This window comes from Acinetobacter sp. LoGeW2-3 (assembly GCF_002688565.1).
GTDB lineage: Bacteria > Pseudomonadota > Gammaproteobacteria > Pseudomonadales > Moraxellaceae > Acinetobacter.
In genome coordinates, this window is the sequence record NZ_CP024011.1 from 3025266 (window position 1) to 3040335 (window position 15070).

The 15070-nt window shown below is 40.8% G+C and carries 15 protein-coding genes and 7 tRNA genes; 7 read left to right on the top strand and 15 right to left on the bottom strand.

All coding sequences use genetic code 11. The features are described 5' to 3' along the window. Positions 1–57: 57 nt before the first annotated feature. On the bottom strand, positions 58–879 hold the full coding sequence (locus BS636_RS14670) for a PhzF family phenazine biosynthesis protein (RefSeq protein ID WP_099339454.1): 822 nt from the start codon (positions 877–879) through the stop codon (positions 58–60). A gap of 125 nt (positions 880–1004) precedes the next feature. Between BS636_RS14670 and BS636_RS14675 the strand changes: the two genes are divergently transcribed. Together BS636_RS14675 and gloB are read left to right on the top strand one after the other, a co-directional pair. Continuing rightward, a complete protein-coding gene (locus BS636_RS14675) occupies positions 1005–1589 on the top strand; it encodes a flavin reductase family protein (RefSeq protein ID WP_099339455.1) in 585 nt (194 codons plus the stop codon). Positions 1590–1712: 123 nt separating this feature from the next. After that, positions 1713–2447, top strand: a complete 735-nt coding sequence (gloB, locus tag BS636_RS14680) for a hydroxyacylglutathione hydrolase (protein WP_099339456.1) — start codon at positions 1713–1715, stop codon at positions 2445–2447. Positions 2448–2472: 25 nt separating this feature from the next. Here the strand turns inward: gloB and BS636_RS14685 are convergent, their stop codons facing one another. Beyond that, entirely contained in the window at positions 2473–2745 is a 273-nt protein-coding gene (locus BS636_RS14685; RefSeq protein WP_099339457.1) for a hypothetical protein, read from the bottom strand. Between the two features lie 399 nt (positions 2746–3144). Here BS636_RS14685 and BS636_RS14690 point away from each other — a divergent pair, with 399 nt between their 5' ends. Then, entirely contained in the window at positions 3145–3348 is a 204-nt protein-coding gene (locus BS636_RS14690; RefSeq protein WP_004812366.1) for a hypothetical protein, read from the top strand. Positions 3349–3486: 138 nt separating this feature from the next. Here BS636_RS14690 and BS636_RS14695 read toward each other — a convergent pair. From BS636_RS14695 to BS636_RS14735, 9 genes are all read right to left on the bottom strand, one after another. After that, a tRNA-Leu gene (locus BS636_RS14695) sits at positions 3487–3571 on the bottom strand. A 39-nt stretch (positions 3572–3610) separates the two neighbouring features. Further along, positions 3611–3684: transfer RNA gene (locus tag BS636_RS14700), tRNA-Trp, on the bottom strand. A 35-nt stretch (positions 3685–3719) separates the two neighbouring features. After that, positions 3720–3804: transfer RNA gene (locus BS636_RS14705), tRNA-Leu, on the bottom strand. 300 nt (positions 3805–4104) lie between these two features. Continuing rightward, positions 4105–4190: transfer RNA gene (locus BS636_RS14710), tRNA-Leu, on the bottom strand. A gap of 478 nt (positions 4191–4668) precedes the next feature. Next, a tRNA-Leu gene (locus tag BS636_RS14715) sits at positions 4669–4753 on the bottom strand. A gap of 39 nt (positions 4754–4792) precedes the next feature. Then, positions 4793–4866 (bottom strand) — tRNA-Trp (locus tag BS636_RS14720). 35 nt (positions 4867–4901) lie between these two features. Further along, positions 4902–4986: transfer RNA gene (locus BS636_RS14725), tRNA-Leu, on the bottom strand. Between the two features lie 107 nt (positions 4987–5093). After that, a complete protein-coding gene (locus tag BS636_RS14730) occupies positions 5094–5897 on the bottom strand; it encodes a protein kinase domain-containing protein (RefSeq protein WP_228206911.1) in 804 nt (267 codons plus the stop codon). Continuing rightward, entirely contained in the window at positions 5887–7404 is a 1518-nt protein-coding gene (locus tag BS636_RS14735; protein ID WP_099339459.1) for a DUF3336 domain-containing protein, read from the bottom strand. Before BS636_RS14735 ends, BS636_RS14730 begins: the two co-directional genes overlap by 11 nt. A gap of 190 nt (positions 7405–7594) precedes the next feature. Between BS636_RS14735 and BS636_RS14740 the strand changes: the two genes are divergently transcribed. Then, positions 7595–8470 carry an ATP-binding protein gene (locus BS636_RS14740; protein WP_099339460.1) on the top strand — a complete coding sequence of 292 codons (876 nt, stop codon included), beginning with the start codon at positions 7595–7597 and terminating at the stop codon, positions 8468–8470. A 545-nt stretch (positions 8471–9015) separates the two neighbouring features. Next, the gene (locus tag BS636_RS14745; protein ID WP_099339461.1) at positions 9016–10086 is read left to right on the top strand and encodes a hypothetical protein; all 1071 of its coding nucleotides are present in this window, start codon (positions 9016–9018) and stop codon (positions 10084–10086) included. A gap of 63 nt (positions 10087–10149) precedes the next feature. On the opposite strand, the gene tsaD is transcribed toward BS636_RS14745, so the two are convergent. Continuing rightward, positions 10150–11166, bottom strand: a complete 1017-nt coding sequence (gene tsaD, locus BS636_RS14750) for a tRNA (adenosine(37)-N6)-threonylcarbamoyltransferase complex transferase subunit TsaD (protein ID WP_099339462.1) — start codon at positions 11164–11166, stop codon at positions 10150–10152. A gap of 146 nt (positions 11167–11312) precedes the next feature. Here tsaD and rpsU point away from each other — a divergent pair, with 146 nt between their 5' ends. Together rpsU and BS636_RS14760 are read left to right on the top strand one after the other, a co-directional pair. Continuing rightward, complete coding sequence (gene rpsU, locus BS636_RS14755; protein WP_001136722.1) at positions 11313–11528, top strand: 30S ribosomal protein S21; 216 nt, start codon at positions 11313–11315, stop codon at positions 11526–11528. Between the two features lie 34 nt (positions 11529–11562). Further along, on the top strand, positions 11563–12009 hold the full coding sequence (locus BS636_RS14760; protein ID WP_099339463.1) for a GatB/YqeY domain-containing protein: 447 nt from the start codon (positions 11563–11565) through the stop codon (positions 12007–12009). Between the two features lie 91 nt (positions 12010–12100). On the opposite strand, the gene BS636_RS14765 is transcribed toward BS636_RS14760, so the two are convergent. The 3 genes from BS636_RS14765 to BS636_RS14775 form a co-directional block, all read right to left on the bottom strand. Next, positions 12101–12457 carry a hypothetical protein gene (locus BS636_RS14765; RefSeq protein WP_099339464.1) on the bottom strand — a complete coding sequence of 119 codons (357 nt, stop codon included), beginning with the start codon at positions 12455–12457 and terminating at the stop codon, positions 12101–12103. A 113-nt stretch (positions 12458–12570) separates the two neighbouring features. After that, a complete protein-coding gene (locus tag BS636_RS14770) occupies positions 12571–14013 on the bottom strand; it encodes a M48 family metalloprotease (protein ID WP_171266034.1) in 1443 nt (480 codons plus the stop codon). An 86-nt stretch (positions 14014–14099) separates the two neighbouring features. Beyond that, the gene (locus BS636_RS14775; protein ID WP_099339465.1) at positions 14100–15068 is read right to left on the bottom strand and encodes a 2-hydroxyacid dehydrogenase; all 969 of its coding nucleotides are present in this window, start codon (positions 15066–15068) and stop codon (positions 14100–14102) included. Between the last annotated feature and the right edge of the window lie 2 nt (positions 15069–15070).

Genomic DNA, 15070 nt, shown 5'->3' on the forward strand with positions numbered 1-15070 from the left:
TGAGTTGTATTTTTATAAAAGCTGCTGTACGCAGCAGCTTTTGGACATCTTACCTGATTAAAGCAGAATTTCAGCCTTCATATATAACTTGCCATAACCTGAAATTTCAATCCGGTCATTATCCTGCATTTCACAATATAACACCCCACCCCGGCTTGAACCTTGGTAAGCAACCAGCTGCTGTTTTCCAAGTTTTTCCGCCCAGATCGGCACGATTCCGGTATGAATGGAACCGGTCACTGGATCTTCATTAATGCCGTTACTTGGCGCAAAATAACGTGATACGCAGTCATACTGTTCTGCACCAGCCGTCAAAGCTACATCAAGTAATGGGCCTGTTGCAGTAATCGCAGTACGACGGTCATTGACCTGTTTCAGCAATTCAAAATCTGGCGTTTCATCCAGCACATCCTGTACCGACTCATATTCAACAATATAGGCCTGTTCATTCAAATAAACATTTTTAAAAGATTTAGTCAGTGCGCCACGCAAGACTGCCGGATATTCATCAACCAAGGCTGCACGACGAACTGGAAAGTTCATACGGATTTTGCCATCTTCATCCTGATTTACAGTAAAAATACCCAGATTTTTTACATGAAATCGAATGGTTTTATGTGATGTGTAATCCAGAAATAACACAAAGCTGCTGGCCAAGGTGGCATGCCCACAAAAATCAACTTCCCGTGTTGGCGTGAACCAGCGAATTTCATAATTCTCCGCATCTATGGTTTTGACAAAAGCGGTCTCAGATAAATTATTTTCCAGCGCAATGTTTTGCATCAGGCTTTCATCCAGCCACTCATCCTGCACAATCACTGCAGCGGGATTGCCCTTGAACAGCTCCGTAGTGAACGCATCCACTTGATACATTTTCATTGCTTAAGCTCCTTTTGTTTAGCATCTTAGTTTAAAAGCTTTTTTAGCTGAAAAAATTTATATATGTTAAAAAGCAGATAAGTGCGTAATTTTTAGCAAATCCATTTTTTATTTTAAGGTTTTCAATGTCTAATCCTCATCTCAAAGCTGTTCCCCTGGAAAAATCCTATCGTCTGCTCAATCACGGTCCAACGGTACTGGTCTCTGCTAAGGATCAGGAAAATACCGATGTCATGGCTGCAGCATGGGCTTGTGCCTTAGAGTTTCAACCCGCTAAAGTGACCGTGGTACTAGATAAAAGCACCAAAACCCGCAAGATTATTGAAAATTCAGGCTACTTTGCCTTGCAGGTTCCAACGCTTAAACAGTTAAACATGGTTCAAGCCGTGGGAACGGTCAGCATGCATAATGAACCAAACAAACTGGAACAATGTGGCGTAGAACTGTTCCAGTTTGAACAGTTTGACATTCCTGTGGTGAGAGGTTGTGCTGCTTGGCTGCTGTGTGAGCTGATTTCTGAACCGCATAATCAGCAAACGCATGATCTGTTTATTGGCAAAGTTATTGCAGCTTATGCAGACGAACGCGTGTTCCGTGATGGGCACTGGTATTATCAAAATGTAGCACGTGAATGGCGTAGCATCCACCATATTGCAGGTGGGAATTTTTATACCATTGGCGATCCAGTTTCAGTAGATGATCTAGACTAATTTTATAAGTCGTAAATTCCCGAAAAATCGTATACATATATTATCAATACTCACATACCCAGCATCCCTATCTGCTGGGTAAATATGCTACTTTATTAAATATCTTCAAACGGTTTGATTGAAATGATGCCTTTCAAAATTCACTGCATAGACGTCAAAAATAACTTACAGAATTATATCTGGCTGTTGGAGCATACGGATTCTAAACAGGTCGTGGCAATTGACCCAACAGAAGCTGGACTGGTACAGAAATATTGCCAGCAGTATGGGCTAGAACTGGCTCAAATCTGGTTAACCCACTGGCATAAAGACCATATTGGTGGTGTACCAGAGTTGATTCAGGAAAAAAATATTCCGGTGTATGGTCCACGTGAAGAACTGAGCAAAATTCCATTTATCAGTCATCCTCTAGATCATGAAGATGAATTCGATTTTCATGGCATCGATATCAATATCATCAGTGTGCCAGGCCATACCTTAGGGCATATTGTTTACTTTATCGATGCGCTAGATATTCTGTTCTGCGGTGATACCCTATTTGCCATGGGTTGTGGTCGGGTATTTGAAGGTACTTTCGAGCAGATGTATCACTCACTCTCTCGCCTGGCAGCGTTGCCACCACGCACCAAGGTGTACTGCACGCACGAATATACGCTTTCCAATGCCCAGTTTGCGTTACATGCAGAACCGGATAATCTGGAAATCCAGGCCCGTCATGAACAGGTAGAACGCCTGAGAATGCTCGGTGAATCTACTCTACCAAGCACGATTGAAATTGAGCTTAAAACCAACCCTTTCTTGCGTGCTGACAGTGTCGAAGAGTTCGCCCGTTTAAGAACTTTAAAAGATAATTTTTAAATACAGTTCTTTCTAAATACAGATCTTATAGAATCTGATTGCTTTGCGCGTAGGCATCCAGCTCTGCCTGAGTCACTACGCGTAAAGCATGCATTTCATCCACTCGTACTAATAATAAACCACCGAATGCTGGCTGATAACGTCTTGCACTGCCGAATGGTGTATATGCCACTTGAGACTGTACCGTAAATTCGATCCAGTCTTCATGTCCTAACATAACAGCAACTGCTGTCTGACCCTCTTGCTGCATACGTTCAATGCAGTCCTTTACGTGCTGCTCAATATTCACTTGTGACATTATTCAGGCTCACTATTTTTTGCCAGTATAAATTATTCTGTGCATCAATCGAGGGACGCTCATTTCAAAAAATGATCGACTATACGATTCAGTTAATTCCTTAGCCCATTGAAATGAATAAAAAATCAGCTAAATTTATATCATTCCGGACAGCAATATCCTCAGGACTTTAAAATGTATGAAATACAATCACTCAGGGCTTAATATCTAATATTTAGTTACAACATCTAAAAGCATTCATAAATCATAAATTTAGCTATTTATTGATGATTTTTCACTCAAATATTTGCACATAAAAAAGCCACTTTCAGGAAATTTAAAGAATTTTTAAAAATTTACCCTTTAAAAAAATTTTATTCACCCTAATTTATTAAAGAACAGTGATGAAGGAGTTATCTCGTGAAAAAAGTGGTGAAAGCAAAAAATCTTCTGGCATTTCGTCTATGGCTTGAAAAATTGGGGTATTCAGTACGTACCTTGGCAGACAATCGTGGTTTTACATTCAGCTTTAAAAAAGAATATGGTCTAGTGACCTGCGATCTATCTGGAAATACCTTGGCTATGCAATTGGGTGAAGAATTCGAAGACCATTTGAAAGCTTAATTTGCGTCACTTTTAACGCGAAAGATCAATTTCACGCATCTTAAGTTAACGCCAAGCTCGCCCATTTCGATGGGCTTTTTTTATGGCTATAAAATTTCAGGCAAAAAAAAACAAGGTATCAACCTTGTCTCTTTTGAGTGGTGGGGACGGAGAGACTCGAACTCTCACACCTCGCGGCGCTGGAACCTAAATCCAGTGCGTCTACCAATTTCGCCACGTCCCCATCGGGTACCAACTTATCGTTGGATTTCTCAAACTTTAATGGCAGAGGATCAAGGATTCGAACCTTGACGAACGGTTTTGGAGACCGTCATGCTACCATTACACCAATCCTCTACTCGGCCATCTCTACTCATTCTCATAAGTAAATTTGGTGGGGACGGAGAGACTCGAACTCTCACACCTCGCGGCGCTGGAACCTAAATCCAGTGCGTCTACCAATTTCGCCACGTCCCCGATGGCTGTGTATATTATAGAGATCATTTCCCTTTGACAAGCCATTTTGCGAGCAATAAAAGCCTAATCTGCTATAAATTAAGCAGTTAATTGTATTTTTTTATTTTTCATCAAATTAATACAGGAAATTGCGTCATTTTTATTCTTCATTCACCGATTCAGTCATTGAGATCATCTGATTTACTCATCTGCCCGTCACTTATACAGCTTGATCACAATATAAGAAATCAATATTTAGCCTTGTACTAATCAAATTTCAGGCAAAAAAAAACAAGGTATCAAACCTTGTTTCTTTAAATTTGGTGGGGATAGAGAGACTCGAACTCTCACGCCCAGAAGGCGCTGCGACCTGAACACAGTGCGTCTACCAATTCCGCCATATCCCCGCTGACCTGTATATTATAGAGATCAGGCTTTATTGACAAGCGATTAAATGAGCAATAAAGCCTTATTTAATCAAAAATTAAGCAATTAATTTTTCCAGCCATTTTGATCAATATTTTTAAAAAATTAAGAGCGGTTTCATCCAAGAATCGATAAGTATCTTAATAACTCTATTGAAAGTCTTATTTTTAAATACTGTCTTCAATCAACAATGCATACCAAGAACTATCTTCTTAAATGAATCAATAAATCTGACCTCTTTTTATAAATTCTATTCATTATAAAAGCTGGCTTCCCTTTCCTTCTATAAATTACTGAAAGGAATCCTTATTCAATCAACTAGGCTTTTATAAATTTTTCTTTGAATGATGATTATGAAGCTTCGAACAGCTTTAATTTTTAAGGTTTGAATCAGAGATGAAAGCTCACCATTAAACTTCAGGCAAAAAAAAACAAGGCATCAACCTTGTCTCTTTTGAGTGGTGGGGACGGAGAGACTCGAACTCTCACACCTCGCGGCGCTGGAACCTAAATCCAGTGCGTCTACCAATTTCGCCACGTCCCCATCGGGTACCAACTTATCGTTGGATTTCTCAAACTTTAATGGCAGAGGATCAAGGATTCGAACCTTGACGAACGGTTTTGGAGACCGTCATGCTACCATTACACCAATCCTCTACTCGGCCATCTCTACTCATTCTCATAAGTAAATTTGGTGGGGACGGAGAGACTCGAACTCTCACACCTCGCGGCGCTGGAACCTAAATCCAGTGCGTCTACCAATTTCGCCACGTCCCCGATGGCTGTGTATATTATAGAGATCATTTTGGCCTGACAAGAACTTTTTCATAAAACTCTTGCCGTTTGATTAAATAAAAAACAAAGTGTTGATTTTTGTATTTTTATCAGTCGATTACAGTTAATAAAGCTGCTTTGATCTGTTCAAAATCCGAAAAACGTGATGACTTGTGCCTGCTCAGCATACCTTCTAATACACTTTGAAAAGTCTTAAATTTGTTTGGTAGCCGAATTTCCAAACGCTGGCAGTGCAGATAAGCCCAGTCCTCATAAGTTCTAGCACTCAGTCGTGCCTGGCTAAACCATTCCAGCCAGATGATTCCTAAAGCATAAATATCGGATTGAATAGTTTTTGCTTCGGCATGAAACAACTCTGGCGCCATATAACGTAGCGTTGCATCCAGCATTTGAGATGGAACATCTATGATCCGACGTGCCTGTTCAAAATCAATCAAACAGACACGACCATTGCACTGGACAAAATGTTCTGCTTTTAAATCGTGATGTAGATAACCACCTTGATACAGATTCATCACCGCATCCAAGGCTGCAAGCAAATGTGCCTGAATCTCTTTCAAGCTTAGATCATGAGGATTAATCGCAAAATGAGAAGGACAATCCTGTAAGAATATCCCCTGCCGAAAAATTTCCCCATTGACGACGATGTCTGAATTAATTAGTAAATGAGGCACCAAAAACTTTGCTTGGGAATTTATAGATAACGTCCGATAAAAAGCAAATTCATTTTCAAAGCCGCGCTGACTATTTACAGTCGAATCTTGCTGCTGCACCTTCAGCCAGAATGTCTGCTGCCCCAAGCTACCCTTATATAGTCGACGACCAAAAGCCAGACTACGTGGCTTTGTATTTAATTCAAATTTAATCTGGTTCAGGTCACGACTAGATATCAACGGGAATATATTCTTCTTTCTGCTGTTCAGGTGCATGTTGATATGTCAGTAGTTCCAGGCAATGCTGTATGGTCTTTCCTACCCGTTCCTGAGTTTCAATCATCGAGATTTTCGGCCAGGTGGCACGCTCGCCTTCACGTTGCAGGATTTTAAACAGGTGCGGACGTGGGTTTTGCAACATATAAGTATAATGTCGCAGGCCATATTTTCCGACAATATTCACATCACCATAATAACGCTGATCGACTACACCATAGCCATGGTCCAGCAGACGACGTACAGGTGGTACGCTACCAGCCCGCTCACGGGTAAAGTCCATCATGCCTTTAGCAAATACTTTGCCTTGACGTCTCGCAATTCGCTGTGGCCAGCTCAGCATATCCTTACGGAACCGGGCTGCATCATCCTGCATAAAAGGCACAATATGCGGATTCACCTGACTGGCGATGGTGTAGTTAATATTATACAACCGCGCCATTTTCTCCTGCGGGAAATCACTACGTACACTACCATCCACCCAACGCGTTGAGGACATATAGGGCGTGAATTTCCCATCACTACGCTTACTGGTAAGACGCACAGGTGGAAATAGAATCGGCACAGCACAGGACGCCAATACTGCACTCCAGACCAAAAGATCTGGCGCAGTATAGGCATTCATAATCCGTGCATCTTGACCGGCATCATAAGGTGCCACTGCTACATTAATATGTAGACCTGATTTTTCGAGCGCTTCATCAAAGGTAAGATTACCCAAGTTCTCGATTAGGAATTTTTTCAGATATTTCACATCCGCGAGACCACCATTGCCTTTCATCAGCTCACGGAAACTTCGAAAATGAAATGCTTCAGTAAAGAAGTTGTGCCCTTGCAGAATATCTGGATATTCAGAAGGCTTGGATACCCCCAGCATAGCGGTCATGATAGCGCCCGCACTTGAACCAGAAACCACTTTCGGCATCAAGTCCTGTTCCATCAGTGCTTTACATACACCGGTATGAAAGAGTCCTAGCGTTGAACCACCTGAAAACATCAGCGCTGGCTGACCATAAGCACGCTGGCAACGTTCAAAATATTCTATTTTTTCTTCAAGCGTCAAACATTCACATTCTTGCGAAGCAATATAAGCCAATCCCTTGCTTACTTCTTCAACATAATCTTCAATAATTTTTTTGGTGCCAACATAAGTTTCTATAAAGAGTAAAGGATGAGCAATATTGGCAATGTCATAACTTAGCCCTTCACGCAATATATGCATCAAATCGCGGGTACGCTTTTGCATGCGATAACGACGCAGTTTACCAAGACGATGAGCGATCACCTCTGCATCAAAATAATCTGAAGAATTATCCAGTTTCCATTCTTGCGTGCCTGATTCTTCGTCTAGTTTCAACGCAATGTATTTCCACTCCTCATAAGTTTCAGCAGTCTGCAATTGTTGCTTTAATTTCTTGATGCGATAAGCCTGATGAGGATTAATATGACTGGTAAAATCTTTTAACAACATGCTATGCGTGATCCTTATGTTTATTTTTGGCGCCACCAGATCTGTAACATACTTAAATTAAGCAGATCATAGGTACGGGACAATAGCGAAAATCTCCTTTCTTTGGCAAATTATCACATTTTTCTCGCTTTGACTGCGTTTTTTACAGTGGTAGTATCGTGAGCATAATTTAAATACGTAATCTGAGATCATGGCTATAATTGATTTACCTGACAATATTTTAAATGCCCTTTCAACTGTTCTGCAGCAGCTTCAGCAAAGCCTGCCGGAAGTTAAAACCGCACCAGATTTCTCTGCTTATGCTTATAAATGGCAAGATGGTCAACTCAAACCAATTCATAAGCTGAGAACAATTCAGTTGGCTGATTTAAAAGGCATTGAAAAACAAAAAGAGAAAGTGATTCAGAACACTTTACAATTTCTGAATAACCTCCCTGCCAATGATGTATTGCTCACTGGTTCACGCGGTACGGGCAAATCTTCTATTGTTCGTGCCCTACTCACTGAATATGCTGATCAAGGCTTACGTCTGATTGAAATTGAACGTGATGATTTATCGGATTTACCAGAAATTCAGAAACTGATTGCTGACCGTCCGGAAAAGTTTATCGTCTATTGTGATGACCTTGCCTTCAATGCTGAAGATGAAAACTACCGTAGTTTAAAAAGTGTTTTGGATGGCTCTTTACAATCTGGTTCCAGTAATTTCGTAATCTACGCGACCAGTAACCGTCGTCACTTACTACCTGAGTTTATGCATGAAAATACGCCTGTTACTAAAGTAGATGTACCGCAATACACTGAACTTCATCCTCAGGAAGCCATTGAAGAAAAAATCTCTTTATCAGACCGCTTTGGTATGTGGTTGTCTTTCTATCCGATGGATCAAAACCTTTACTTAGAAATTGTGGAACATTATCTAAAACAGGCTAGCATGGAACTCACTACAGAAACTCGTGCTGAAGCTTTGCGTTGGTGTCAGGGTCGCGGTCAACGTTCAGGTCGTGCAGCGTATCAGTTCTCTAAACATTGGATTGGTTCGCAGCAGCTTAAATCCTTAAATTAAAAGATTTAATTAAAAAACTGTTGGCTCAGCTTTGTTTCATCTCGTAAATGATTTTCAGCAAAACTGAGCCATTCAATTAAGATGAAAAATTGATAAATAATTTAAATATAAAATAATTTAGTTACTCGAGCCCTTCTAAAATTTCTTTATATAATTACACACTCAAACAAATAAACACCAAAGAAATACATTACATTTCAATATTATTTCTTCACCAAATCTTTCTAATTATTAATAAATCAAGTTCTCTTATAAAATTATTATGAGTACCTAGATGATTGTTTTAATGCAAAATAAATAGAGCATTTACTCTAAAACAAAAACCAATATTATTAAGAAATACTTATCAAAATATGCAAAATTGGCTATTTCCAACCTAAAGTTCCCAAAATTGTAAACTTATAATAATTATGCATAATTTCCATGAATTTGAGATGTAGTTGTTAATTAAAAACTCAAAATGCAACTTTATCTTCAATCTTCTTTAGTAAGAAAAACATACTCCTTTTAAATAAATTCAAAAAATATGTATTGAGGGAATAATCATGACACTTCGATTCAAAGTTAGTGGCGTAGCGCTATTAAGTACACTATTAGTTGCATGTGGTGGAGGTGGTAGCGGAAGTAGCAGCAAATCCTCTCCTACAAGTGACTTGCCAGAAAATTTACCAGAAGCCATTTCTCCTGAATTACCGGATGACTTTGTTCCATTTACGGATCCAAATATTCTAGAAAAAATCAAAGAAGCTCTTACTGGTCAAGCAGGCACAAGCGAACTGGCAAATGCCTATAATGAAGCTTTAGCTCATATGGTGGGTGAAATTTTCGCTGACTATCCGCTTGGACGTACAGCACGCGCTGTGCAGATTTTTAATCTTGGTATAAACAGCATCAAAATTGGCAATTTAACTTGTGCCGAAGTTACAACAAGTGGCAATACCAAGACACTAACATTAAAATCCAATAAAGAAACCTGTATTGTTCTGGACAAGACATTTGTAGCAGGTTCTAAAATCACACAAACTACCAATGGCGATACAACTACTGTTTCTTTCGACAATGTTCGCTATGGCCATAACCTGGACTTTAGCCTGAAAGATCAATATCTGATCTCTGGCTCAATTCAATTTACTTCTTCAAAATCGGATTTAGGTAAAGAACGTAAATACAATATTTCTAATTTAAGCTTCCAGCGTGTAAAAACAGCGAGCAACAAGCTAATTGAAGGTGATGTTTATAATGCGGAAAGCCGAGAATATTTACAGTTAAAAGATTATTCCTTCAGCTTAGTCGATGACTTTGGTAGCAGTAATAATGGTGTACGCACTTTACACTCAAAAGGTACGGTCATTGGTCAACCATTAGATGCTACGTTTAGATATACCTTTAGTTTTGATACAGGCTCTACCCCATTTATTATGAATGAAACAGTAGCAAACAATTATCACCATTTACCTGAACAAGGTAGTGTCAGCATCACGCATCAAAAAGGCTTATTCAGCTCTCAACTAATCACTAAAATCAGTCAGGATGAGCCTGGATCAATAAAAGCAGGTGTATACCTCGGCACTCAGAAAGTAGATGACATTCTTTGGTCAACGATAATTGGCAAATAAGAATTTATTTAAAAAAACCCGCATTTGCGAGTTTTTTATTTTTTAATAATAAATTAAATGAAGCTAAACCGCTTCAGGATTGGTCAACTCCGTCATCGGCCAACGTGGTGTTGTAGTCACAGCTAAACCATCATTTTGACCCGCTTTTAAACGTTGATAACCTGCAAAGGCAATCATGGCACCATTATCAGTGCATAGTGCTGGTTCAGCATAATAAACATTTGCTTTGATTTTCGCTAAGTCTGCTTCCAGACGTTCACGTAAACGTTTATTGGCACTTACACCCCCAGCAATTACTAATCGTTTCAATCCAGTTTGCTTGAGTGCTTTAACTGATTTTTTCACCAAAGTATCGACAATGGCTTCCTGGAAACTTGCAGCAATATCAGCATCACGTCTTTCTTCACCAAGTTTCTTCATCTGAACAGAAACCGCAGTTTTTAAACCACTAAATGAAAATTCTAAGCCTTGATGCAGCATTGGACGTGGGAAAGCAAAAGCATTCGGATCACCCTGCTCAGCCAGTTTGGAGATATTTGGACCACCTGGATATGGCAAGCCCATCATTTTGGCAACTTTGTCAAAAGCTTCACCGGCAGCATCATCAATCGACTCACCAAGGAGTTCATACTGCCCAATGCCATAGGCTGCCATCAATTGTGAGTGACCGCCTGAGACTAAAAGTGCCACGAACGGAAATTCCGGTGGAGTTTTAGAAAGCAATGGCGCCAGCATATGACCTTCCATATGATGCACACCAATCGCTGGTTTATTCAGCGCAAAAGCCAAGGTACGACCAAACAATGCACCTGTCATTAACGCACCCATTAGGCCTGGGCCACGGGTATATGCTACGGCATCAATCTCAGATTTTTTCACGCCGCTTTGTTCAAGCAGCTGATTAATGAGCGGAATTAACTTACGCACATGGTCACGCGAGGCAAGCTCAGGAACTACACCACCATACTCGGCATGCAGTTTAATCTGGCTGTACAGAACCTGGCCGCGTAAACCCAGCTCGCTGTCATAAAGCGCGAGTCCTGTTTCATCACACGATGTTTCTAAGCCTAAAACGATCATTAAACTGCCTATAACCTGTATCAAATCAATTGCGACAACTATTATAGACTTGTGATATGAGATGTAAATGAGTAAAATACTGACCTTCACTTGTGATCAAGGGCAATTCGGCCCTGATCTTATCCATAACTTAATGAGGATTCTTCATGCCACAAGTTAAATTGAAAGAAGGCGAACCAGTAGACGTAGCTATCCGTCGTTTCAAACGTTCATGCGAAAAAGCGGGCGTTCTTGCTGACGTTCGTAAACGTGAATTCTACGAAAAACCAACTCAAGAACGTAAACGTAAAAAAGCTGCTGCTGTTAAACGCTACCAGAAGAAACTGGCGCGCGAATCAGTACGTACTACTCGCCTTTACTAAGATTAATTTGTGATTGACTGCCTGGACTAAATAAATGACTACTTTAAAAAACCAAATAACTGAAGTTTTGAAAGCAACAATGCGTGCTAAAGAAATGTCTAAGTTAACGGTAATACGTAGTCTTCAGGCGGCAATTAAGCAAATCGAAGTCGATGAGCGCAAAGAACTTGACGACGCTCAGGTTCTTGCGGTCATTGAAAAGCAAATTAAACAACGTAAAGAATCGATCAAAGCCTTTGCAGGTGCTGGTCGAGAAGATTTAGCTAGTAAGGAACAAGCCGAAGTTGAGGTTCTATCTCAATTTCTACCAGAAGCTATGACTGAGGAAGAACTTGATTCCATCATTGCGCAAGCGATTACAGCGCAAGAAGCTACTAGCATGAAAGATATGGGTAAGGTGATGAATTCTCTGCGTCCGCTCATAGCCGGGCGCGCCGATCCTGCACAAGTTTCAGCTAAAATCAAAGCTAAACTGGCATAATCCCCCGCTTTAAATCTCTATTTGCGTTGAACTGACTGAATCTTTAGCCAGTTCTTAGCAACTCCAATTTCTGTTTTTCAATTCTAATAAATCACAAATTACAATTCACATTTTTGCTTTGCAATAATTGCATCATTTTCGAAGATTTTACCTGATCTACAATATCTTGCCTCGTCAGCTTTTGCAGCTGAAAATCCAATGCATCACGTTTTTTATCGGTTGCCTGATAGAGCTGATCTACATAACGCCCTACGATTCCACAAAATTCGACCTGTTGACCTGCTGTTAAATTCTGTTGTTGTGGATTCAAACTGCGCAGAAAATCGCGTGACTGCTGATGATATTCATCACTAATACGCTCTATTGCTCGTACATAATCCTTGGTACTCGCTGCATAGCTATTTGACATCTCCCAAACCAAAAACAGGCACAAAAATGTTCTTTTCATTCATCCTTTCTCATGTGCTTTCATTCGCAGCTCAGCATAGTACATGCCAAGCTTGAAATAAAGCACAGAGGTTGATGCAGATCACAGCTCTATCGATATTTTTTATTAGAAAATTAAATCTTGTATTTACGTTCCTGCTGCATCTGCTTTAAACGCTGTGTAATACTTGCAGACAATGACTGATTTCCTTTACTGACTCGCTGTGCATGTAGTAGCGATTTAATTGCAGCTTCTTCATTTCCCGCCCAGTATTCCACTTCAGCCCGGTAACGCAGCACATTGATGGTTTTAATCTCAGACGCAGGCTCTGCAGTAGTAGCCGATAACATCAAACGCCAGGCACTCAAATCACGTGGATTAGATTGCAAGAATTTCTGCACGATCATCTTGGCCTGATCAGGCTGTTTCATACGAATCAGCACTTCTGCATATTTATAATTCAGTGCCCGATTTTCCGGCATGATCGAAGCAGCAGAGCGAACACTCCGTAGCGCTGGCTCTAACTGATTTTTCCCAAGATAAATATCGGTTTGGAACAGCACCAGTAAAGGATGAATCTGATTATGCTTTTTCGCCTGATCTAAAGCTAGTTGCGCATTATCCTCATCACCTTGCTGCAAATAATAAGCACTCAGCGCCAACTGCCCTGCAAAACTGTTTTGTCCTGCTAAAATCTGCAGTTGTTGTTCGGTAGTTTGCCGAGAGAGGACTTTGCTATACCAACGAATAATTTCAAAATTCTGATCGATTAGTTTTGGCTTAACTTTCGGCATCTGGTTGGCACGTAAACGCGCTTCACTCATACGCTCAGTGGTTAAAGGATGCGTAAACCAGAAATCTGGCAGGAAGCTTAAGCGGCTAGTCGAGCGATGCATTACCTCAAAAAAATCGGCCATGCTTTGCGGGTTATAACCTGAAGCATACATATATTGCATCCCGATTCGGTCCGCTTCTCGTTCCTGATTACGACTATAAGATAACTGCTGATCCATTAATGCTGCCTGGGAACCCATCATCACTGCTGCACCAGCATCGCCATCTGCTTGTGATGCAACTAAAGCGCCGACCAGAATTCCGGCAAGTGCCAATAATCCCTGTCCTTTAAACGCTTCTTGGGATCGGCTGTAATGACGTTGTGTGACATGTGCAATTTCATGTGCCATCACCCCCGCCACTTCATCCATATTTCGCGCTGAATTAAGCAGCCCCATATTTAGAGCAAATAAGCCACCAGGAACAGCAAATGCATTAATCTGAGGATCATTCACCACAACCAAGCCGATCGGTTGTTGCAATTGGGTCTGACTGAGAATATGTGAAAACACTGAAAACAGCTGGTCTTCCATCCAGGGATTTTGCACCACAGGCAATTGCTTCTGTACCTGACGATAGACTTTTTCACCGATCATGCGTTCTTTTTGCTGATCAATCAGGCCCACACCTGCTCCGATTTCAGGAACAGTAAACTGAGCAGACTGGGTATTAAAAGTATCGGAAGTTGTATGCCCCATCGCGATACATGCACTTAATCCACAAACCAAAACCAAACGTTTCAATGAATTATTCTCTAAGCCTGACGATGAAACCTGCTTGAATATACCATTGAAAAACGGGCATAAACGCAAGGAAATGTTATTTAATTTTATTGAAACTGCGGATTGATCACATAGCGTGGCATGCGGCCTTCTAAAGTATCGACCACGTTCTGATACGCCAGTTCTGCCATGCGTTTCCGCGTTTGTGCAGTTGCTGAACCCACATGCGGCAAGGTAACGACATTATCAAGTTTAAATAGCTCTGATTCTTGTAAAGGCTCTTTTTGATAGACATCCAGTCCTGCGGCAAAAATCTGGCGATTCTTTAAGGCTTGAATCAATGCCTGTTCATCTACCACCGAGCCGCGAGAGATATTCACAAAAACCGCATGCGACTGCATCAATGCCAACTCTTCTGCACCAATAAGCGCTTTGGAATCCGCATTCAAATCGACTGCGACCACCACAAAGTCAGAACGCTGCAATAAAGATTTCAAATCACAATATTCTGCATTTAAGCCCTGCGCCAGTTCCAGCTTTTCACGACGGTTATGATAAAGCACATTCATGTTAAAGCCATAAAATCCACGTCGTGCAATCGCTGCGCCAATATGACCTAAGCCAATCATCCCCAGAGTCTTACCATAGATATCCATCCCAAATTGTGCTTCGCCGACGGTACGCTGCCACTGCCCTTGTTTGGTCCATTGATCCAGATAAGTGACTTTACGTGCAGCCGACATCAGCAAGGTAAATGCGAGATCAGCTGTGGTTTCTGTCAGCACATGTGGGGTATTACTCAGATAAATTTTCTGTTCATTTAAATATTCAAGATCGTAGTTGTCATGACCCACACTGACACTGGAAATAATTTTAAGTTTAGTCGCAGTGGCCAGGTTATTTCGATTAAGCAAACGTCCTGCGCCAATCATGGCATCTGCGTCTTTTACATACTGCAAAATCTGTTGATTGACATCACCCAACTTAGGCTGGATATACATCACATCATATTGTTGTTCGAGTTTGGCTTGGATTTCTGGATGGATTTGACTAAATACAACAACTTTTTGCTTCATGC